Origin of the sequence: Gordonia sp. NPDC057258, from assembly GCF_042668985.1 — a bacterium.
GTDB lineage: Bacteria > Actinomycetota > Actinomycetes > Mycobacteriales > Mycobacteriaceae > Gordonia > Gordonia hongkongensis.
The window spans coordinates 12,909-32,306 of record NZ_JBHUXZ010000037.1 but is presented as its reverse complement, the minus strand read 5'-3'; the positions used below and the strand labels follow the sequence as shown (position 1 = coordinate 32,306).

Genomic DNA, 19,398 nt, shown 5'->3' with positions numbered 1-19,398 from the left:
TGACGGCGATGACCGGCCCGGACTCGTCGCGCCGGATGCCGAACCCATGGCCCGTCCCAGTGACGCCGCCGTCGCCGAGCGGTATCGCCTACTCCTCGAGTTGAGCCCGGACGCCATCGCGGTCCATCAAGACGGCCTGATCGTCTACGTGAACTCGGCAGCGCTGGCGTTCGCTCGCGTCGACGAACGCGACGCCATGCTCGGACGGTCCATCGCCGACTTCGTCCATCCCGACGAACTGCCACAGATGCTCGATCGGATCATCGGCATGGGGGAGGAGGCCGGCGCGTCGACCGTGCCCGAAGAAGTGGTGATGGTCGACGCGCACGGGGTCACCCGCCCCATGGAGGTGACGTCGGTGCGCACCGTCTGGCAGGACAAGCCTGCGTATCAGGTGATCTTGCGGGACATCGCAGCTCAGAAAGCGATCGAATCGGCCCTGCGACGACAGGCGGCGCTCCTCGATCACGTCAGCAACGCGGTGATCGCCGTCGATGACCACATGACGGTCAGTTCCTGGAACCCGGCCGCTGAGCAGATGTACGGCCTGCGGGCGTCCGAGGCGATCGGACAAAATATCGACGACGTCGTCGGAGCGCACGTGGACCCGCACGCGGCGGTGTCGTTGGGCGGCACCGTCGATCAGTTGCACCGCCGTTCCGACACCGGGCGATCGTTTCTCGCCCACACCTCGGTGACGACGATGGATGACGGTTTCCTCATCGTCGCCGAACCCACCCGTCGTCCCCTCATCGAGCGGCTGGGGACGATCCTCGCCGCGCTGCACCAGGCGGTCATCGTCGTTCGCGAGGACGGCGACATCGAACTCGCCAACCCGGCCGCGGGGACAATGCTCGGTTCCGAGGCGGTCCCGGGTGCCCGGGTCCACGAACTGCCGCTGGACTTCGACGGCGACGAATCACCGATCGCACGTTGCCTGCGCACCCGTGAGGCGGTCACCGACGCGACCGCGACGATCACCACGCCCGCCGGCGAGCGTTGGCTCTCGTGCAGTTGCCGGCCGATCGACGACGACGGCGCCGAGGTGGTCGTCCTGGTGTCGTTCGCCGACATCACCGACCGTTACCGCGAACGCACCCAGCTGGCGTGGGAAGCCGTACACGATCCGCTGACCGGTCTGTACAACCGCTCGGGGATCATCCGCGAACTCGAGTCGCACATGGCCGGACTCGACGACGGAAACAACGCCTGCTGCGTCGCGATCTTCTACATCGATCTCGACAATTTCAAGCTGGTCAACGATTCGCTCGGCCATGCCGTGGGTGACGAGGTGCTGCACACCGTCGCACAGCGATTGGCGGCGGCAACGCCCGACGAGGCCTCGGTCGGCCGGATTGGTGGGGACGAATTCGTTCTCGTCGCCACCCTGGGGATCGCCTGTTCGGCCGACGAGATCGAGCAGCAGATCGACAAGATCCGGGGGACGGTGTACGAGCCGATCGCGGTGAGCACCCGCACCGAACCGCTCAAGGTGGAGGCGAGCATCGGCGTGGCGACGGTCAAGGCCGGTGACGACTACACCGCCACCGACCTGCTGCGCGATGCCGACATCGCGCTGTATCAAGCACGCAAGGCTTCTCGTGCGCGCTACGTCCGCTTCCAGACGCAGCATCGGGAGGAACTGCAGCGCCGGCAGCGCATCGAAGAGGAACTGCGGCGCGTTCTCGACACCGACACCGATCAACTCGAGATCCACTACCAGCCGATCGTGTCGACCGTCGACGGCGCCCTGGTGGGCCTGGAAAGCCTTCTACGCTGGCGTCACCCGGAACTGGGGTCGATCTCGCCCACCGAGTTCATCCCGCTCGCAGAAGGATCCAATCTCATCGACCGGGTGGGCAACTATGTGCTGGAGACAGCGGCCGCCGAGGTGGCCGCTGTCGCCGAACTCCGTCGGGTGATGTTGTGCGTCAACGTCTCCCGACGGGAGCTCACCAATGGCCAGTTCCCCGACCGGCTCCGGGACACGATCACCCGTTCGGGCATGGACCCCGCCGCGTTCTGCCTGGAGATCACCGAGAGTGCACTGGACCCGCTCGACGGAGACCTGCTCACCCTGTTGCGCAACGTGCGCGAACTCGGAACACACGTGTCGCTCGACGATTTCGGGACCGGTGCGTCGTCGTTGAGCGAGTTCTACCGCCTGCCGGTCAGTGTCCTGAAGACCGCGAAGTCCTTCGTCGACGCTCTCGACGAGCACCCGAGCGCCACATCGATCCTCGCCGGCATCGTCACCATGGCGCACGCGGCCGGGATGCGGGTGGTCGCCGAGGGAGTGGAGACGGAGTCGCAGGCCGCCACGGTCGCCGAGGTCGGTTGCGACCTCGCGCAGGGCTATCACTTCGGGCGTCCCGCCCCGCTGGCCGACGTGATCGGGTCCGGAGTCCGGATCCGGGCGAATCCCGGTGTCTGGGAGACCGGCTGACCTGTCCGCGCCAGACCAACACTGTCACCGAGGCGTCCCACGCCATACCGTGGGGCGTATCTGCGCTATGCATGCGACTGTGTCCGTTACCGTCAGACTCGGCGATGCACGCGAGTAGATTGATCGCCACGTCGATCACCCGGCGTCCATGCAACCGGACAGCGAGGTCACGGACATGACACACATTCTGCGGTGGACTCCTGCAACGCTCTGGACGGCGTCATGACCGACGCGGAGCGACAAGTCGCCGAGCAACACACGGCGAAGGTCATCGGTGTCACGGTCGCCGCGGCGGTCGGTGGCTTCCTGTTCGGTTTCGACAGCTCGGTCGTCAACGGCGCCGTCGACTCGATCGAAGCGGACTTCGGCCTCGGCAAGCTGATGACCGGCTTCGCCGTCGCGATCGCGTTGCTCGGCTGTGCGCTCGGCGCATGGTTCGCGGGCCGATTGGCCGACGTGTGGGGCCGCAAGCGCGTGATGCTGCTCGGCTCCGCGCTTTTCATCATCAACTCGATCGGCACCGGTTTCACACAGACCATCCCGGACCTGCTCTTGTGGCGTGTGCTCGGCGGTATCGGCATCGGTATCGCATCGGTGATCGCTCCCGCATACATCGCCGAGATCGCTCCGGCCCGCTTCCGCGGCGCCCTGGGGTCTCTGCAGCAGTTGGCGATCACGATGGGCATCTTCGCGGCACTCCTCTCCGACGCCCTGCTCGCCGACAGCGCCGGCAGCGCGTCGAACGACTTCTGGTGGGGCCTCGAGGCGTGGCGGTGGATGTTCCTCGTCGGTGTCGTGCCCGCCGTCGTCTACGGTGTGCTGGCGCTGCTGATCCCGGAGTCGCCGCGATACCTGGTGGGCCGCAACCGTGATGCCGAGGCGGCCCGGATCCTGCAGGAGGTGACGGGCGAGGAGAACCCCCTCGAGCGGGTCAAAGAGATCAAGCTGACGGTCAAGCGCGAGGCGAAGTCGTCGATCAGGGACATCGCCGGACCGTCATTCGGGCTGCACCCGCTCGTCTGGGTCGGCATCTGGCTGGCAGTCTTCCAGCAGTTCGTCGGTATCAACGCGATCTTCTACTACTCGACGACGCTGTGGCAGTCCGTCGGCTTCTCCGAGGCCGACTCGTTCAAGACATCGGTGATCACCGCCGTCATCAACGTCGTCATGACCTTCGTGGCGATCCTGTTCGTCGACCGCATCGGGCGGCGGAAACTGCTGCTCGGCGGTTCGGTGGGCATGTTCATCGGCCTGCTCATGGCGTGTATCGCGTTCACCCAGCAGATCGGCGAGGGCGAGAACATCACGCTGCCCGACCCGTGGGGTGTGGTCGCACTGATCGGCGCCAACCTGTTCGTGGTCGCCTTCGCCGCGACGTGGGGCCCGGTGATGTGGGTGATGCTGGGGGAGATGTTCCCCAACCGCATCCGCGGTGTCGCCCTGGGCGTCTGCACGGCCGTGAACTGGGTCGCGAACTTCACCATCTCGATGCTGTTCCCGCCGATGACCGAAGCCGTCGGACTCGGAATCATCTACGGCTTCTTCGCCTTCTGCGCCGCGGCCTCGTTCTTCTACGTCCTCCGGAAGGTCGAGGAGACCAAGGGGATGGAGCTCGAGCAGATGGATTCGGTGGCAGAGGCGCGACTGTCGCAGTTCACTGCGGTCCGTGCGGCGAAGGACAAAGCCTGAATGTTCGATCTGCGTGAGCTCTCCAGCCGCGTCGTCGCCGCCCCCATGGCCGGTGGTCCGAGCACCCCGGAACTGGTGGTGGCCGCGGCATCGGCCGGCGGTGTCGGCCAGCTCGCCGCGGGGTACCTGACCCCCGACAAGGTGCGCGCCGACATCGCGGCCGTGCGGACGGCCGGCACCGAGGTCTTCGGTGTCAACATCTTCGTTCCCGAGGCGGAGCCGGTGAACCGCGACGACCTCGCCCGCTACCGCGCCGAACTCGTCCCGTATGCGCGAAGTCTGGGCGTGACGCTTCCCGAGGTCGAGGACCTGGGCGAGGACGATGACCACTTCGACGACAAGATCCGGCTGGTGTGCCACGAGCGAATCCCGCTCGTGTCCTTCGCGTTCGGGTGTCCCGCACCCGAGGTCGTCGCCGAATTGCACCGGTACGGGTGCAGTGTCGGGGTCACGGTCACCACGGCGACGGACGCCGAGATCGCCGGTCGAGCCGGGGCCGACTGGCTGTGCGTGCAGGGTCCCGACGCCGGTGGCCATCGGTCGGTCTTCGACCGCCGGAGCACTCCTCCGACAGAGCCGCTCGACGACTTGATCCGCGCGGTCGCCGACCGGGTGCCGCTGCCGATCGTGGCGGCGGGTGGGATCTCCACGTCGGCCCGGGCCGACGAGGTCCGATCGGTGGGAGCTGTTGCGGTGCAGGTGGGTACGGTTCTGTTGCGGACCGCCGAGGCCGGCACCAAACCCGCGCACGCGGCGGCTCTCGCCGATCCGGACCGAACCGATACCGTGGTCACCTGGGCGTTCAGCGGCCGACCGGCACGCGCCCTGCGAAACCTGTTCACCGACAGGTTCTCCGACGCCGCGGTGGCCGAGTACCCGGCCGTCAACACGTTGACCGGCGGCATCCGACGCGCCGCCAGCAACGACCCCGACGGGATCAACCTCTGGGCCGGGAGCGGATACCGCGACGCCGTCGAGGAGTTGGCCGTCGAGACCATCGCCCGGCTCGGGTGATCGAGGAGAGAAGGGGTCGCGCTCCTCCCACCTCAGTGCGGGTCCTGCTAGTTCAGCGTCGCCACGACGTCGGCGTAGTCGCCGCGCGCCTCACCCCACCGCAGGAACTTCACCCGCTCGACGAGCAGTTCTGTGGCGGCGGATTGCGTGCCGATGAGATGGACGACCTCATCCACGAATTCGTCGAGGGGCATGGCGAAGTCGCTGTCCCGTTGTCCCGGCAGCAGGTCGGTGCGCACCGCCGGTGGAACGAGTTCGACGACGTCGACCCCGGTATCGGCGAACTGCAGGCGCAACGATTCACTCAGCATGTGGATCGCCGCTTTCGTGGCGTTGTAGGTAGGCGTCACCCGGAGCGGGGCGAATGCCAGGCCCGAGGACACGGTCATGATCGTGGCGGACGGTCGCGACCGCAGGTGGTCGATGAACGCGCCGATCAGCCGGATCGGACCGAGGAGATTGGTGGTGACCATTGCCTCCGCGGCATCGAGGAAGCCTGCCGGGGACGACCAATCCTCCACCCGCATGATGCCGGCCATCGCGACGAGCACGTCGAGGTTCGGGTGTTCGGCGATGACCTTCCGTGCGGCGGACTCGACACTGGCCGGGTCGGCGACATCGATCGCGACGGTGTGCAACCCGGGGTGTTCCGAACGGATACGGTCGAGGAGTTCGGTGCGCCGCCCGCCGACGATGACGGTGTTGCCCTTGTCGTGCAGACGGGTCGCAAGTGCCAAGCCGATCCCGCTGGTCGCTCCGGGGATGAAGATGGTGTTTCCGGTGAGGTTCATGTCATCGAGTCTCGGGTCCGGCGGGCGAGTCATCCAGAGCGCAACCATCGGGGGATCGCCGATCCCTGGCAACGCGGTACCGACGCCGTGATACTGGCCTCATGGATCGTGATGCGCTGGCCGGGTTCCTCGTGAGCCGACGCAACAGTCTGCAACCATCGGATGTCGGTCTGCCGGGGGGCGCCCGGCGACGCACGACGGGTCTTCGACGCGAAGAGGTGGCGCAGCTCGCCACGATGTCGACCGATTACTACACCCGACTCGAACAGCGACGCGGCACACAACCGAGCACCCAGATGCTGGCGGCGCTCGCTCGCGCACTCCGCCTCACGGCCGACGAGCGGGACTACCTGTTCCGGGTAGCCGGACACAGCGCGCCCGACCGGATGGCGGCCTCGGACCACATTGCGCCCGGACTCCTGCGAGTACTCGACCGGCTCACCGACACCCCCGCCCTCATCCTCTCGGCACTGGGGGAGGCCTTGGTCCAGAATCATTGCGCGCGAGCGCTGTTCGGTGACACCGACCATCTCGTCGGAATGGACCGCAGTGCCATCTACCGGTGGTTCGTGTATCCCGCCGAGGAACGTGGCCGCTACCCGGCTGATGATCACGAGCGGCAGAGCCATGCGCAGGTCTCCTCGCTCCGTGCCGCATACGGCGTCATGGGCGCCGATTCCCGTGCCGGAGCAATGGTCACGGAACTTCGACGCCGCAGCAGCGAGTTCGCCACACTCTGGGACACCCACATCGTGAGCCGACGCTTCGAGGACCACAAGATCCTGATCCATCCCGAGGTCGGCGCGATCGAGGTCGACTGTCAGGCGCTCTTCACCGAGGACGAAACCCAGGTGTTGCTCGTGCTGACGGCAGCGCCGCGAACGGACGCAGCGGGAAAGATCGAATTGCTCAACGTGCTCGGCACACAAGAGCTAGGACTCGATCCACGTTGACCGTCTGGCGCCGGGGGATTACGTCGACCCGGTTTCACGAGCGTTGATCCGCCTCCCGATCGCGGACACCTGGCGAAGCTGCGCACGCGTGAGGCGGTCGATGACGAGCTCACGCACGTTGGTCACATACCCGGGAGCGGTGGCCACCACTTTCTCCCAACCCGACTCGGTGAGAACGGCATTCGTGAATCGACCGTTCTCGGGGCACGGATGGCGCCGAACCCATCCCCTCTTCTCGAGTCTGCCGACCACATGCGAGAGCCGGGACAGCGAACCGTAGGACAGTTCGGCGAGCTGGCTCATCCGCAGGGTGCGGTCAGGGGCCTCGGACAGCGCTGCCATCACCTCGTACTCGAAGTGGGTGATCTGGGCGTCACGGAGAAGCTGGGCGTCGAGGGCGTGGGGGAGACGGGCGAGCGCGGTTGCCACCTGGATCCAGGCGTCCATTTCCTCGTCGTCAAGCCAGTTCGGCTCTGGGGCAGTGGACATCTGCGCAGTGTATACGAAGTGAACACTTCCGTGATCAGGTTGACGCATCAAGTGTCAACACCTAGCCTTCACTTGATACTTCAAGTCACAACCATCTAGTGAGGCGGCTCAGTCATGACCAACCCCATCGTCCGCAGTGCGGGCATCCTCATCGGACGCGTCGCTCTCGGCGTCATCTTCCTGGCCCACGGCCTGCAGAAGTTCCAGCAGAACGGCTGGACGGGACCGCAGACCGGGTTCGACATGATGGGTGTTCCGGCCGCGTCCTTCTCGGCGTTCGTCGTCACGTGGCTCGAAATCCTCGGTGGCATCGCCCTGATCGTCGGGCTGCTGACCCCGATCGTCGCCGCCCTGTTCACGCTGGACATGATCGGCGCGCTGTTCATCGCACACGTCGACAACGGCATCTGGGTCTCCGACGGTGGTTACGAGTTCGTGCTCGCCCTCGGTGCCGGCGCACTGCTCCTGGCCGTGATCGGCGCCGGACGTTTCAGCGTGGACGCCGCGCTGGGGTCGAAGGTGCGCTGGCTCGCCGCCGACGACACCCGGTCGCGCGATCTGGTCGGCACCTCGCGCTGACCCATTCGCTCCGCTCCCGGAACCCGGTTCATGCGCCCCGGTCCGCACCACCCTGCGGACCGGGGCGTTCGCCGTCCGCGGTCCTCGCCTACAGTCCCAGTAGGGCGTCGAGTGGAATGAGAGCTATGACCTGGCTGATGCTGATCGCGGCGATCGCCTCGGAGGTCGCGGCGACGTTGTCACTCAAGGGTTCACAGACCGAACCGATGCTGTACGCGGTGGTCGCCGTCGGTTACACGTTCGCGTTCATACTCCTGGCCGCAGTCCTGAAGCGCGGCATGGGCATCGGCGTGGCCTACGGCATCTGGTCGGCGTCGGGCGTCGCACTCACCGCGGTACTGGCGACCTGGATCTTCGACGAGCCCTTCGGATTCCTGATGGGAATCGGCATCGTGTGCATCATGATCGGGGTTTTCCTCGTCGAGACCGGCCACCGGCCACCCGTCGACGCGGGCACCGACTCCGCCGCTTCGGGGGTCTGACCGTGGGATATGTCTTCATCGTCGCCGCCATCGTCGCCGAGGTCACCGGGACCCTCGCGCTGCGTGCCGCGGCGACCGGTCGACCGACCTTCTACGGAGTCGTCGTCCTCGGGTATCTGACGGCGTTCGTCGCGTTGACCCTCGGGCTGCGGCACGGCGTGCCCCTCGGTGTGGCGTACGGCATCTGGGCGGCGGCCGGGGTCGCAGCCACGGCCGTCGCCGCACACTTCCTGTTCCGCGAACGCCTCAACCGACGCACGGTGGCCGGCATCGGGGTGATCATCGTCGGTGTGCCGCTCGTCGAATTGGGCGCGCTGCACTGAGTTCCGGCGTCGCTGACGTCGCGCCGCGACCGCCGACGATCAGCCGCGTTCGGATTCGGGGGAGCGCGGGTCCACCTCAGCGCCGGACTCGACGTCACGCGGGTTGTCGAAGGAGACGTCGATCTCCTGAAAACCCTTGTTGCGCTGCGCGAGAACCTGCGCCGAGTACGCCGCCTCGTCGCCCTTCGTCAGACTGACGTTGTCGGTGAACGGGGTGAGCAGCGAACGTGGATAGAGCCGGTCGACGCGGACCGCGTTGGTCTCGAGACAGATGACGATCACGATCGACGACACGTAGAGGAAGGCGAGCAGGCCCAGCACGATCGCGAAGACGCCGTTGGTGGAGCTGGCGTTACCGATGACGTGCTGCACATAGACCGCGCCGAAGGTCTGGATGATCTGCCAGCAGACCGCCGCCCCGAAGGCGCCCGGCAGTACGTCCCGGATCGACACGTCGCGGGCCGTGCCGATCCGAAAAGCCACGGTGAACACCAGCGTGCTCAACGCCACCGATCCGAGGATCGCCAACCAACGGCCGACGATGCCGAGTTCGAACGCAGCCGAGACACCGTTGACGACGGTCAGACCGATGACCGCGACGCCGATCGTCGACAACAACAGCAGGCCACGCAGACGGGCGAAGATCGGGTCGGGACGCTCGTTGCGCGGCACCGCCCAGATCGTGTTCATCGCGTTCTGGGCGGCGACGGCCACTCCGAGGCCTCCGTACAGCGACACCACGACCCCGATGATGATGGCGGTGGCCCCGCCGCTGAGCTTCTCGGGTTCGCCCAACTGCCCACCGATCACCGGGATCTGACTCATCGCCGAGTCCAGGATGCGGTCTTGGAGGTCGGGGTTGTCGGCCAGGACGATCCCCAGCACGGTCGCGAACAGCAGTAACAGCGGAAACAACGAGATGAACGCGTAATAGGCACAGAGCGCGGCCAGGTAGGCGCCCTGATCGTCGACGAACTTGTAGATGACGGCAAGCGGGAGGCCGGTCGCCGGATGACGCCGCTGAAAACGGTCGACCCGCTCGGTCAACGACACCCGATCATCCTTCTCCTCGCCGGCCCGTGCCTGTTCCCCGTTCTGTCGAACGAGTCGTTCACCGGGAGTTACCACGGTGGTGCCGACTTTAACCCGAGCACGAGACGATTCGGGACACGTCATCGGATCGGCGGTTCACCGGAACGGATCGAATCCCGGGATGCCGAGGGTGCGGAAGGGTGTTCCCAGACGCCAATAGGCCAGCCCAGCCAGCCCACGCGGGAAGTAGCGGTCGGTGGTGGTGACCGTCACGGACCCGTCCGCGTCGTCCGCATCCTGGAGGTGATACTCGCGATACGATCTGCCGAACCGGTTGTCGCGCAGACGAATACGAAGTCGGTCCGGTCGATGTGCGAGCACGATCTCACCGCGGTGCCGCGCATCCAGCTCGAGCCGCTCCCAGACCGTCGCACCACTCGCGCGCTCACTGACCCGGGTCTCCGATTCGAACATCTCCTCACCGGCCCACTGTGGATCGGTGGGAAGGGGTTCGGCCGGCGACACGTCTACGGACGCGTTGGCCCACGAGGCACGGCCATCGCCGCGCGCCGAGCGTTCGAGCGTGTGGGCAACCGCCTCCGAGTAGGAGGTCAATCCCCCTTCCGGACGATCGATGATCGCGTCGACGGCTCGGTCGCGACAGACGGCGTCGCATTCGAGGGACTCGATCAGCGGTCGAGCGATCTTGCCGCGGATCGGCGTGACAAACCGGACCCAGCGGCTCGCCAGCGCCGGCGTGAGATACGGCAGTACCACCATGATTCGAGGTCGAAGACCCGCGACCTCGGCATACACCTGCATCATGTCGCCGTATTCGAGGACATCGGGACCGCCGATGTCCCAGGTCCTCGACGATGGGACGGCGGCGGTGGCGGCTTCCACGAGGTAGTGCAGGGCGTCGTCGACCGCGATCGGTTGGATCTTGTTGTGCACCCACCGCGGCGTGGTCATCGCGGGCAGTCGCTCGGTGAGGTGCCGGATGAGTTCGAACGACGCCGACCCCGAGCCGATCAGCGTCCCGGCCTGCAACGCGATGGTTTCGATGGGTGAGTCGATGAGGATGTCGCCGACTTCGGCGCGTGAGGCCAGATGTTCCGACAGGTCGGTGCCCGACGGATGGAGCCCGCCGAGGTAGACGATGCGCGACACGCCGTTCTGCTGAGCCGCGGCCACCACATTCTCCGCGGCACGCCGCTCTTCGGCCGCGAAGTCCGCGTCAGTGCTCATCGAGTGGACCAGGTGGTAGACGACGTCCACACCCGCGAAGGCCTTGACCAGCGAATCGCGATCCGACAGATCACCCCGGACCACCTCGGCCGTCGGATCAGACAACCACGGTGCGTCGGCGAGCTTCTCCGGTGTCCGCGCCAGTGCGCGCACACGGTGCCCGCGTGCCAATAACCGGGGCGCCAATCGGCCGCCGACGTAACCGGTCGCTCCGGTGACCAGACAGGTTCGCGACTCGTCCACCTGACTCCTCCGCTCTCGGGTGTGCCTCCCAGGCTATGGAGCGAAGCCGCTCGGCGCCGTCGTCTCGGCGCGGTCGGTGCCGGATCGTTCTCCGTGGCCACGATTCGATAACGGCACGTCCGGCCGACACCGAACTCAGACCACCAGACCTGAATTCGACCGCCAGACCTTGATCGAAGCCTGGCGGTCGAGTTCAGGTCTGCCCGTCAGCTGTCGTTCGCGTCCGCCGGCGAATTCTCGAACCACAGGCACTCCTCCAGGAGGCCCTCGCTCTTCCAGCCATCCGCGGTCCGGACCATCGAATGGTGGTAGTTGCCGCCGCAGGTGCTGAGTTCGGGCATGCCGACGAAACGCATCGGGTTGTAGAACATGGCGCGCACGTCGGCCCGGTCTTCGTCGAATGTGTACTCGATGTTGGTGATGAAGTGCTGACTCACCGACACGAACGCGAAACTCTCCTCCAGCCACGCGGCGATCTCGTCCCGGGTGCCCGCCTGACCGTAGGGCGTCGACGAGTAGTCGACCACCGCCTCCGGGGTGAACACCGAGCGCCAGAGTTCCCAGTTCTTGGTGTCGACCGCACGTGAGTACCGGTACAACGTGTCCGCGATGCCGAACCGGTCGCTGATCTCCTGCAGGTCCATCGTTCTCCAGTCCGTCGATCTGCGGTCCACCACGCCGCGACGCGGTGTTTCGCACGGCCGAGCACCGCCTCGCCGACTATAGACACCGACCCGGACGCACGTCGGACTTTCGCGGGGGCCGTAGCGACTCGCCGGCTCTTCGCCGTGAGCCTGGATCACTGCGCCGGTATGGCGTCACGATCGCAAATGCGCCGAAGTGTCACCCACGTAGGTGATGTCACCGTAATCGCGGCTGTCGAAGTGCCATCCTCCGGCATCGAGAACAAGCGTGTCGTGATGACGGCCGACCATGACCACTTCTCCCGGCCGGAGGACAGGTTGTAGAACCGTGTAGTCAGAGTGCACGGTCACGCGACCGTCGCCTTCGAAGTCGAACGACCGGGGCGTCACGATGTGACGCGTGCCGGGCGTACCGTCCGCGTGGATGATCACCGTGTCTCGTAACAGTTGCTCGACGAAGTCGCTTCCGGTGCCTATCTGCGTGCCCGAAACGAGTATGTCCGCACGGTCGAACAGTTCAGCGACGGCCGTCAGCTCGCCGGCATCGAGTAGTCGTGCATAGCGCTGGAGCAGATGTGTGATCGCCGCTTCTGCCGAGAACGTCACGCGACGATCCGCATCGGCAAGCTCCGCAGACGTCGCACGAGAAGACTGTGCTCCCACGCGGGATTTGCAGTGTCGACGGTGAAGCCGCGTGGCGTTCTGTCGAGAAGACACTCGATGGCCACCCGGCCTTCGAGCCGTGCCAGCGCCGCTCCCACGCACAGGTGAAGGCCCTTTCCGAAAGCCATGTGTGTACGCCGCGCGGAGCTGTCCAGGTCGACCTCGTCGGGATCATCAAAGGTGTCCGGGTCGCGGTTGGCCGCTCCCCACATCAGGTAGAGGTGTGACCCCGCGGGCAGGTCGACGTCATGAAGCTCGGTGTCCGCGACGACGTGCCGATAGTGGCCGCGAAATGGCGATTCCAAGCGCAGGGCCTCTTCGATGAACCGCGGGATGAGCTCACGGTCCCCGCGTAGCCTGTCGACGATGTGCGGGTTGCGGCCGAGTAGGTAGACCGCGCTACCCAGCAGGCTCACTGTCGATTCCGCGCCGGCCGCCACCAGTTGGAGACTGATCATGACGGCGGTGTCGCGGTCCAGAGTGCCGACCTCGACCAGTCGTGCCAGGTCGCCCATCACGTTCTCTCGCGGTTGACTCAGCGAGCTGTCGAACGAGCTCGACAGGTACTCGCTCAGTTCACCGACAGCCTCGCTCGCTGTCTCGAGTTGGGCGGTCGTGACCACCCCGTCGAGCAGGATGGTCGCTGCGAACGACCACCGAACGAGGTCGTCGATGTCGACGACGGGAAACCCGAGCAACTCCGCGACGACGGCCATCGGCAGACGCTGGGCGACCCGGCTCACCCAGTCGATCTGCCCGTCGACCACACCGTCGTCCCACAGTTGCTGGACGGTGCGGTCGATGAACGGTTCCAGATCGCGAACCCGTTTGGCCACCAGCGAGGGCATGACCATCGCGCGGTGGCGTTTGTGGTCGGGGTCGTCGGCCGTGGCCAGCACGTGGAGCGGGGATCCGAGCTCGGCGATCGGGTGTCGCTCGACGGTTCCGTCGTCTTTCCACACCATGGTCGCGGTGAGATTCGAGGAGAAGTCGTCGGTCCGCGCCACCGCCTCTGCGATCGCGTCCCAGCTCGTCACCAAATAGAAGGATGAGTCCGCGATGCGGCTGACCGGTTCTGCCCGGGTCAGTCTGGCGAGTGTGGGATACGGATCATCGAGATCAAGCACGGCACAAGGGTGCACGCCGCGAAACCGGCAGCGCAACGCTTCTCAGAAGATCGATACGGCAGCGCGTCGAGATCGGCGCGTGTACTTCTCATCGCACTGTCGGCAACTGCATCGATCGGTTGCGACATATCCGCCAAATGTCTCAGGATGAGAATATGGCGCACGACTGGCTGCTGGACGAGCACCGATCCGACCGGGCTCGAGACCGTCTCATTGCCGCAGCGGCGGTACTGATCCGCCGTAACGGTGTCGACAACTTCGACATCAACGAGCTGGCCCGCGGTGCGCACTGTTCACGCGCGACCGTCTACCGACATGTTGGCGGCAAGAAGGCGATCATCGACGCAGTGCTTGCCGCGTCCTCGATACGGATCACCACCACCGTCGCCGCGCGTACGGCGCGCTTGCAAGGCGCGGAGCGCTCGGTAGCTGCCATCACTGTGGCCCTGCAAGAGGTGCGCCGTGACAGAGTGATCCAGCAGCTCCTGGCATCACAACGGTTCTTCAGCACTGCCCCGGAAGCGTTGGCATCCCCGGCCATAACCGAAGCCGCGATCACGCTGTCGGGACTCGCCGAGCGTGACATCGCACAAGCTCAGTGGATCATTCGTGGCTTCATGGCCCTGGCGACATGGCCGATGCCACCCGAGCAGGAGTCAGCAGCGGTCGACGCGCTGGTGGGTGGCGTCATGCGGAGCGACCGTTGATGCGCGCCCCGGAGGCGCTGGTGCCACTCCACCGAGCCGGTACTAGTGAGACGCCTCCGAGCCGGCTTCGCTCGCCAGATCCTGGACGACGCGGAGGTCGGCGACGAAGGCGTCGAAGGCCCGCTCGCGCTGATCAGTGGGTCCGCGGAGAATCGACGACGGGTGAACGGTCGCCACCACGGACTCGGAATGGTCGGGGCCGAGGTCTCCGTCGGCGCCGAGGTCTCCGTCGGCGCCGAGATCGAAGCGCTCGCCACGGTGCCGGGTGAGCCGGAAGCCGGTGCCCAGCAGGGCCTGTGCGGCCGTGGCGCCCAGACACACGACGATGCGCGGCGAGATCGCATCGAGTTCGGCCAGCAACCACGGCCGGCACGCGATGACCTCGCCGCGATTCGGCTTCTCGTGGATCCGCCTCTTCTGGCCCGCTGCCCGGGTGAACTTGAAATGCTTGACCGCATTGGTGACGTAGGTGGTCTCGCGGTCGATGTCGGCGGCGTCGAGTGCGCGGTCGAACAAGCGGCCGGCCGGACCGACAAATGGTTCGCCCGCACGATCCTCCTGGTCACCGGGCTGTTCACCGATGAACATGATCGTCGAACCGGGCGAGCCCGCCCCGAAGACCGTCTGGTCGGCATCGCGGTACAGGTCACAGCCGCGACAGGACCGCGCCGCCAACGTGAGAACGGTGAGATCGTGCGAGTCGGGAACGAACTGCGCGGCCCCCGCATGCGACGCGTCAGCTCTGGGAGTCACGATGTCCCACAGCCGGTGTCATCGACGAGATCGTCGAGTCAACCGCAACAGACGCCGTGCCGCAACGGCCGCAAGGGCCCCGGTGATCACCCACGGACCGCCCACGATCAGCGGATCGATCCAGGTGTGGTTGGTGTCGACTCGGGCGCTGCCACGACGGGACGACCACCCGTTGTGACTGAACTCGGACGCGATCCCGGTTTCGGTGATCGGGTTGTCGGGGCGCGCGCTCGCGAAGGATGTAAGGTGCGCCTCGACCGACGCCACTCGGTCGGCGTAGAGAAGGATCAGCCAGTGTGCCGCGCGGCCCTCGCTGTAGCGATAAGCGAACTTCCGAATCGCTCCGGAGAGCCCGCGTGGCGGGGTAGACGTGCCGAAAACCGGTGGGAGAAAAGCGTGTTCATTCGATCGTTCGCGCGGCCAGCGTTCGGGCTGGTCGTCCGGGACGGTCCAGTGGACACCGGGCGCCGGCTCGACGGGTAGTTCACGGGGCACCGATGGGCGGTTCGCGGTGTCCAGATCGACTCCCCAGCCCGGTATGCGGTCGACGAGAGCGGAAGTGTCGGGATCGTTGGGTCGGTCAGCGGGATAAGCGGGCATGGCGTCCTCCTCAGGCGGCGTCGGCGACGACGATGGGCTTGATGCAGTCATCGAGTTTCGCCGAGAAGATGTGATAGCCCTCGGCGATGTGTTCGAGCGGTATACGGTGCGTCACAATGTCGTTCGGCTTGAAGTACCCGTCACGCACATGTTCGAACAGTCTCGGCCACTGCCGTTTGACCGGGCATTGGTTCATGTTGAGGGTGAGTCCCTTGTTCATCGCGTCGCCGAATTTGACCGCGCTGAACATCGGTCCGTACGCGCCGACGACCGAGACGGTCCCACCCTTGCGAACCGAATCGATGGCCCAGTTCAGGGCTATCGGCGAGCCGCCCTGCAATTTGAACTTGGCCGCGGTCACGTGTTGGAGAAAGTTGCCGTCGGCCTCGGCGCCGACGGCGTCGATCACCCGATCCGCACCGATGTTGTCGGTGATGTTCTTGAGATGGACGATGATGTCGTCGTATTCGGCGAAGTTGTAGGTCTCGGCGTGAGCGAACTGAGCCGCCTTGTCCAGGCGATACTGCAGATGGTCGATGACGATGACCCGTCCGGCACCCATGAACCAGGCCGACCGCGCGGCGTACAGACCGACCGGTCCGGCACCGAACACGATGACGGTCTCGCCCTGACGGATGTCGGCGAGCTGGGCTCCGAAGTAGCCGGTCGCGAGGGCGTCGGTCAGTAGGAGTGCGTCCTCGGGGTCCATCCAGTCGGGAATGACAGCGGGGCCGACGTCGGCGAACGGGACCCGCACGAATTCGGCCTGGCCGCCGTCGTATCCACCGCAGGTGTGCGAATAGCCGTAGATCCCGCCGACGGCGGTGGCGTTCGGATTGACGTTGTGGCAGTTGGAATAGAGGCCGCGCGCGCAGAAGTAGCACGTTCCTCAGTAGACGTTGAAGGGCACCATCACGCGGTCGCCGACGCGCAGGTTCTGGACCGAGCCCCCGACTGCCTCGACCACGCCGATGAACTCGTGTCCGAAGGTCATGCCGGGCCGGGTGTCGGGCATCATGCCGTGGTACAGGTGCAGATCCGACCCACAGATGGCGGCGTGCGTCACCCGCACGATGGCGTCGTTGGGATGTTCGATGGCGGGGACGGGCTTGGACTCCACGCGGACTTTGTAGGGGCCGCGGTAGACCATTGCGCGCATGGTGTCTGGACTCATGCGCGCTCGGATACCCCCACGGGTGCCGTACCAACCGCGGCGACGGCGCAATGGGCGCAGACTGGTGTCACGCGCGGGGGTGTAGAAAAGGAACCCGAATCCAGGACAGGCCGCGGGAGGAGATCGTCGATGTCAGTGGTGTCTTATGTGATCGCCGGTTCGGAGGCCAGCGGGGGAGCGGGCATCCAGGCCGACCTGCGCACCTTCGCACAGCTGGGTACCTATGGTGTCGGGACCATCACCTGCATCGTGTCCTTCGACCCGAACAACGAGTGGTCCCATCGGTTCGTACCGATCGACTCCGGGGTGATCGCCGATCAGATCGAGGTGGCCACTGCCGCGCACGAACCCGAGGTCGTGAAGATCGGCATGCTGGGCACCCCGGCCACCATCTCCACGGTCGCGCAGGCGCTCGGCTCCCGACAGTGGCGAGACGTCGTCGTCGACCCGGTGCTGATCTGCAAGGGTCAGGAGCCCGGCGCCGCACTCGACACCGACAACGCCCTCCGCTCCGAGATCTTGCCGCTGGCCACCGTGGTGACCCCCAATCTGTTCGAGGCCGCGACCTTGGCCGGCATGGACGAACTGACGTCCACCGACGACCTCGCCGAGGCGGCGCGGCGAATCCATGAACTCGGGCCGCAGGTCGTCGTCGTGAAGGGCGGGGTCGGACTCCCCGGCGATGAGGCGATCGACGTCGTCTTCGACGGCTACGAGGTCACCGTCCTGCGTGCCCCGAAGGTGGGCGACGAGCGGGTCTCCGGAGCCGGCTGCGTGTTCGCGGCCGCCACCACCGCCGAACTCACCAAGGGCGCAGGGGTCCTCGACGCGATCCGGACCGCCAAGCAGTTCACCCACGACGGCATCGTCGGCCGTCTCGCCTCGAACGCACCGTTCGACGCCGTGTGGCACGGATCGAGGTGACCCACGGGCGAGTGCTCGGTCGGCCCAGCCCGTCGGGTGTCGGCGGGCTTCTCCCCGGGTAGTCGAGCGACAGCCCGGCGGTCACCGTCACCGTCCGGGACGTCGTCCCGAGGAGAATCCATGTCCGAGACCGTCGCCGACATCGTGCTGCAACGCCTTCGGAGTGGGGGGTCCGGCAGGTTTTCGGCTACCCCGGCGACGGCATCAACGGCCTGCTGTCGGCCTGGGTTCGCGCGGAGAACGATCCGCAGTTCGTCCAATCGCGCCACGAGGAGATGAGCGCGTTCCAAGCCGTCTGGTACGCGAAATTCTCCGGTGAGGTCGGTGTATGTGCCGCGACCAGTGGTCCCGGCGGTATCCACCTCCTCAACGGGCTCTACGACGCCAAACTCGACCACGTGCCCATCGTCGCGCTGGTGGGTCAGACCGAGCGATCCGCGATGGGTGGTGCGTATCAGCAGGAAATCGACACGAGCCACCACAGCAGGCCTTCAAGCAGGTCCCGTCGAGCCTCGGGGTCACCTCGGCGACCCCCGCGCCGGACCCCGATGCGGTCGCGCGGGCAGCCCAGATCCTCAACTCCGGGGAGCGGGTCGCGATGCTGGTCGGCCAGGGCGCTCGAGGATGCGCGCCCGAGCTCATCACGGTTGCCGACGTGGGAACAGCGCGCGATGTCAGGATCGCCGAAATTCGCTGCCTCACAGGAACTCCCCGACGTCGACTACGCGGCCTTCGCGCGGGGGATCGGACTCGTCGGGATCAACGTCGACGACCCGGATGGTCTCGGTACCGCATGGGACACCGCCCTGGCCGCCGATCGACCGGCGTTGCTCGACGTGCGTTGCGACCCGACGGTGCCTCCCGTCCCGCCGCACGCGACCCGCGAGCAGGTCCTCGCCCTCGGCGAGGCGCTGGTCAAGGGTGACGACGATGCATGGGCCGTCGCCAAGAACGCAGCCAGACAGGGAATCCGCCAGTTCCTACCCGGACGGCAGTCCGACAACGACTGACTACACGGGACACCGGCTGCGCCCCGGTCCCGTACTCTCCACCGCATGAGCGGTGAGGAACTCTTCACAGCGGTAGCGGTCGGGTTCGAGGCAGTCGGAGCCTTCGCGATGATCGTGGGAGCGATCATCGCGTGCGTGCTGGGCGCACGTTCGCTCCGTCGGGGAGAGGGTGGCAACACTGCCTTCTCGGTACTGCGCAACACACTCGGAGCAGCCATTCTCCTGGGGCTGGAAGTCCTGGTCGCGGCGGATCTCATCCGCACCATCACGTCCAAACCGTCGATCGAGGATGCGCTCATCCTCGGGCTCATCGTGCTCATCCGTACCGTGTTGTCGATGTCCATCCAGATCGAGATCGAGGGCGTGGCGCCGTGGCGTCGAGCGTTGCTGACCAGCGGTGGACAACTGCTCGGTGCAGCGGTCGCGAACGACGCAGCAGCTGCGCGACCGACAACCGAAAGCACCGCGCGACGCGTCGACGGGTAGTGTCGCCACCCGGTCTGGCGC

At 66.2% G+C, this 19,398-nt stretch carries 19 protein-coding genes and 2 pseudogenes; 11 read left to right on the top strand and 10 right to left on the bottom strand.

All coding sequences use genetic code 11. The annotated features are described in order from the left end of the window. Positions 1-46: 46 nt before the first annotated feature. The 3 genes from ACFUEJ_RS20290 to ACFUEJ_RS20280 all read left to right on the top strand — a co-directional run bounded on the left by ACFUEJ_RS20290 (position 47) and on the right by ACFUEJ_RS20280 (position 5,149). Positions 47-2,446 (top strand): EAL domain-containing protein, encoded by a 2,400-nt coding sequence (locus tag ACFUEJ_RS20290; protein ID WP_388031477.1) that lies wholly within the window; start codon positions 47-49, stop codon positions 2,444-2,446. A gap of 222 nt (positions 2,447-2,668) precedes the next feature. Beyond that, positions 2,669-4,135, top strand: coding sequence for a sugar porter family MFS transporter (locus tag ACFUEJ_RS20285; RefSeq protein ID WP_388031463.1), 1,467 nt, complete (start codon positions 2,669-2,671; stop codon positions 4,133-4,135). Next, a complete protein-coding gene (locus tag ACFUEJ_RS20280; RefSeq protein ID WP_388031461.1) occupies positions 4,136-5,149 on the top strand; it encodes an NAD(P)H-dependent flavin oxidoreductase in 1,014 nt (337 codons plus the stop codon). Positions 5,150-5,196: 47 nt separating this feature from the next. On the opposite strand, the gene ACFUEJ_RS20275 is transcribed toward ACFUEJ_RS20280, so the two are convergent. Next, positions 5,197-5,940 (bottom strand): SDR family oxidoreductase, encoded by a 744-nt coding sequence (locus tag ACFUEJ_RS20275; RefSeq protein ID WP_388031459.1) that lies wholly within the window; start codon positions 5,938-5,940, stop codon positions 5,197-5,199. A gap of 101 nt (positions 5,941-6,041) precedes the next feature. Here ACFUEJ_RS20275 and ACFUEJ_RS20270 point away from each other — a divergent pair, with 101 nt between their 5' ends. Then, positions 6,042-6,893: a helix-turn-helix transcriptional regulator gene (locus ACFUEJ_RS20270; RefSeq protein WP_388031457.1), complete on the top strand. Its 852-nt coding sequence runs from the start codon at positions 6,042-6,044 to the stop codon at positions 6,891-6,893. An 18-nt stretch (positions 6,894-6,911) separates the two neighbouring features. Here ACFUEJ_RS20270 and ACFUEJ_RS20265 read toward each other — a convergent pair whose 3' ends face one another. Beyond that, positions 6,912-7,382 (bottom strand): MarR family winged helix-turn-helix transcriptional regulator, encoded by a 471-nt coding sequence (locus ACFUEJ_RS20265; RefSeq protein ID WP_065629991.1) that lies wholly within the window; start codon positions 7,380-7,382, stop codon positions 6,912-6,914. Between the two features lie 114 nt (positions 7,383-7,496). Between ACFUEJ_RS20265 and ACFUEJ_RS20260 the strand changes: the two genes are divergently transcribed. The 3 genes from ACFUEJ_RS20260 (at position 7,497) to ACFUEJ_RS20250 (ending at position 8,766) form a co-directional block, all read left to right on the top strand. Then, positions 7,497-7,961 carry a DoxX family protein gene (locus ACFUEJ_RS20260; RefSeq protein ID WP_165630026.1) on the top strand — a complete coding sequence of 155 codons (465 nt, stop codon included), beginning with the start codon at positions 7,497-7,499 and terminating at the stop codon, positions 7,959-7,961. Positions 7,962-8,086: 125 nt separating this feature from the next. Further along, positions 8,087-8,443 carry a multidrug efflux SMR transporter gene (locus ACFUEJ_RS20255; protein WP_259936631.1) on the top strand — a complete coding sequence of 119 codons (357 nt, stop codon included), beginning with the start codon at positions 8,087-8,089 and terminating at the stop codon, positions 8,441-8,443. Positions 8,444-8,445: 2 nt separating this feature from the next. Then, complete coding sequence (locus ACFUEJ_RS20250) at positions 8,446-8,766, top strand: DMT family transporter (protein ID WP_388031453.1); 321 nt, start codon at positions 8,446-8,448, stop codon at positions 8,764-8,766. A 39-nt stretch (positions 8,767-8,805) separates the two neighbouring features. Here ACFUEJ_RS20250 and ACFUEJ_RS20245 read toward each other — a convergent pair whose 3' ends face one another. The 5 genes from ACFUEJ_RS20245 to ACFUEJ_RS20225 form a co-directional block, all read right to left on the bottom strand. Next, a complete protein-coding gene (locus tag ACFUEJ_RS20245) occupies positions 8,806-9,819 on the bottom strand; it encodes a YihY/virulence factor BrkB family protein (protein ID WP_259936629.1) in 1,014 nt (337 codons plus the stop codon). 135 nt (positions 9,820-9,954) lie between these two features. Continuing rightward, positions 9,955-11,289: an NAD(P)H-binding protein gene (locus ACFUEJ_RS20240; RefSeq protein ID WP_388031451.1), complete on the bottom strand. Its 1,335-nt coding sequence runs from the start codon at positions 11,287-11,289 to the stop codon at positions 9,955-9,957. A gap of 206 nt (positions 11,290-11,495) precedes the next feature. Next, positions 11,496-11,933 carry a nuclear transport factor 2 family protein gene (locus tag ACFUEJ_RS20235; protein WP_226513360.1) on the bottom strand — a complete coding sequence of 146 codons (438 nt, stop codon included), beginning with the start codon at positions 11,931-11,933 and terminating at the stop codon, positions 11,496-11,498. Between the two features lie 174 nt (positions 11,934-12,107). After that, a complete protein-coding gene (locus ACFUEJ_RS20230) occupies positions 12,108-12,539 on the bottom strand; it encodes a nuclear transport factor 2 family protein (RefSeq protein ID WP_277244530.1) in 432 nt (143 codons plus the stop codon). Continuing rightward, positions 12,536-13,723 carry a cytochrome P450 gene (locus tag ACFUEJ_RS20225; RefSeq protein ID WP_226513362.1) on the bottom strand — a complete coding sequence of 396 codons (1,188 nt, stop codon included), beginning with the start codon at positions 13,721-13,723 and terminating at the stop codon, positions 12,536-12,538. The genes ACFUEJ_RS20230 and ACFUEJ_RS20225 overlap by 4 nt, the downstream gene beginning before the upstream one ends. Positions 13,724-13,878: 155 nt before the next feature. On the opposite strand from ACFUEJ_RS20225, the gene ACFUEJ_RS20220 reads away from it, so the two are divergent. Further along, positions 13,879-14,430, top strand: coding sequence for a TetR/AcrR family transcriptional regulator (locus ACFUEJ_RS20220; protein ID WP_388031446.1), 552 nt, complete (start codon positions 13,879-13,881; stop codon positions 14,428-14,430). A 42-nt stretch (positions 14,431-14,472) separates the two neighbouring features. On the opposite strand, the gene ACFUEJ_RS20215 is transcribed toward ACFUEJ_RS20220, so the two are convergent. From ACFUEJ_RS20215 to ACFUEJ_RS20205, 3 genes and pseudogenes are all read right to left on the bottom strand, one after another. Then, positions 14,473-15,183, bottom strand: coding sequence for a UdgX family uracil-DNA binding protein (locus tag ACFUEJ_RS20215; RefSeq protein WP_226513363.1), 711 nt, complete (start codon positions 15,181-15,183; stop codon positions 14,473-14,475). Between the two features lie 18 nt (positions 15,184-15,201). Continuing rightward, positions 15,202-15,783, bottom strand: coding sequence for a hypothetical protein (locus ACFUEJ_RS20210; RefSeq protein ID WP_226513364.1), 582 nt, complete (start codon positions 15,781-15,783; stop codon positions 15,202-15,204). A 10-nt stretch (positions 15,784-15,793) separates the two neighbouring features. After that, positions 15,794-16,942 (bottom strand): annotated as a pseudogene (locus ACFUEJ_RS20205) (zinc-dependent alcohol dehydrogenase). Positions 16,943-17,086: 144 nt separating this feature from the next. On the opposite strand from ACFUEJ_RS20205, the gene ACFUEJ_RS20200 reads away from it, so the two are divergent. The 3 genes and pseudogenes from ACFUEJ_RS20200 (at position 17,087) to ACFUEJ_RS20190 (ending at position 19,377) form a co-directional block, all read left to right on the top strand. Beyond that, complete coding sequence (locus tag ACFUEJ_RS20200) at positions 17,087-17,881, top strand: PfkB family carbohydrate kinase (RefSeq protein ID WP_388031442.1); 795 nt, start codon at positions 17,087-17,089, stop codon at positions 17,879-17,881. Between the two features lie 120 nt (positions 17,882-18,001). After that, positions 18,002-18,891: pseudogene (locus tag ACFUEJ_RS20195) on the top strand (thiamine pyrophosphate-binding protein). Between the two features lie 45 nt (positions 18,892-18,936). Then, positions 18,937-19,377, top strand: a complete 441-nt coding sequence (locus tag ACFUEJ_RS20190; protein ID WP_159370871.1) for a DUF1622 domain-containing protein — start codon at positions 18,937-18,939, stop codon at positions 19,375-19,377. Positions 19,378-19,398: the final 21 nt, after the last annotated feature.

What these genes read in the sequence shown, in the direction of transcription:
- ACFUEJ_RS20200 (WP_388031442.1), top strand. Translation starts at nt 17,087, where the DNA reads ATGTCAGTGGTGTCTTATGTGATCGCCGGTTCGGAGGCCAGCGGGGGA.
- ACFUEJ_RS20290 (WP_388031477.1), top strand. Translation starts at nt 47, where the DNA reads ATGGCCCGTCCCAGTGACGCCGCCGTCGCCGAGCGGTATCGCCTACTC.
- ACFUEJ_RS20210 (WP_226513364.1), bottom strand. Translation starts at nt 15,783, where the DNA reads ATGCCCGCTTATCCCGCTGACCGACCCAACGATCCCGACACTTCCGCT.
- ACFUEJ_RS20235 (WP_226513360.1), bottom strand. Translation starts at nt 11,933, where the DNA reads ATGGACCTGCAGGAGATCAGCGACCGGTTCGGCATCGCGGACACGTTG.
- ACFUEJ_RS20270 (WP_388031457.1), top strand. Translation starts at nt 6,042, where the DNA reads ATGGATCGTGATGCGCTGGCCGGGTTCCTCGTGAGCCGACGCAACAGT.
- ACFUEJ_RS20285 (WP_388031463.1), top strand. Translation starts at nt 2,669, where the DNA reads ATGACCGACGCGGAGCGACAAGTCGCCGAGCAACACACGGCGAAGGTC.
- ACFUEJ_RS20260 (WP_165630026.1), top strand. Translation starts at nt 7,497, where the DNA reads ATGACCAACCCCATCGTCCGCAGTGCGGGCATCCTCATCGGACGCGTC.
- ACFUEJ_RS20255 (WP_259936631.1), top strand. Translation starts at nt 8,087, where the DNA reads ATGACCTGGCTGATGCTGATCGCGGCGATCGCCTCGGAGGTCGCGGCG.
- ACFUEJ_RS20265 (WP_065629991.1), bottom strand. Translation starts at nt 7,382, where the DNA reads ATGTCCACTGCCCCAGAGCCGAACTGGCTTGACGACGAGGAAATGGAC.
- ACFUEJ_RS20190 (WP_159370871.1), top strand. Translation starts at nt 18,937, where the DNA reads ATGAGCGGTGAGGAACTCTTCACAGCGGTAGCGGTCGGGTTCGAGGCA.
- ACFUEJ_RS20220 (WP_388031446.1), top strand. Translation starts at nt 13,879, where the DNA reads ATGGCGCACGACTGGCTGCTGGACGAGCACCGATCCGACCGGGCTCGA.
- ACFUEJ_RS20275 (WP_388031459.1), bottom strand. Translation starts at nt 5,940, where the DNA reads ATGAACCTCACCGGAAACACCATCTTCATCCCCGGAGCGACCAGCGGG.
- ACFUEJ_RS20280 (WP_388031461.1), top strand. Translation starts at nt 4,136, where the DNA reads ATGTTCGATCTGCGTGAGCTCTCCAGCCGCGTCGTCGCCGCCCCCATG.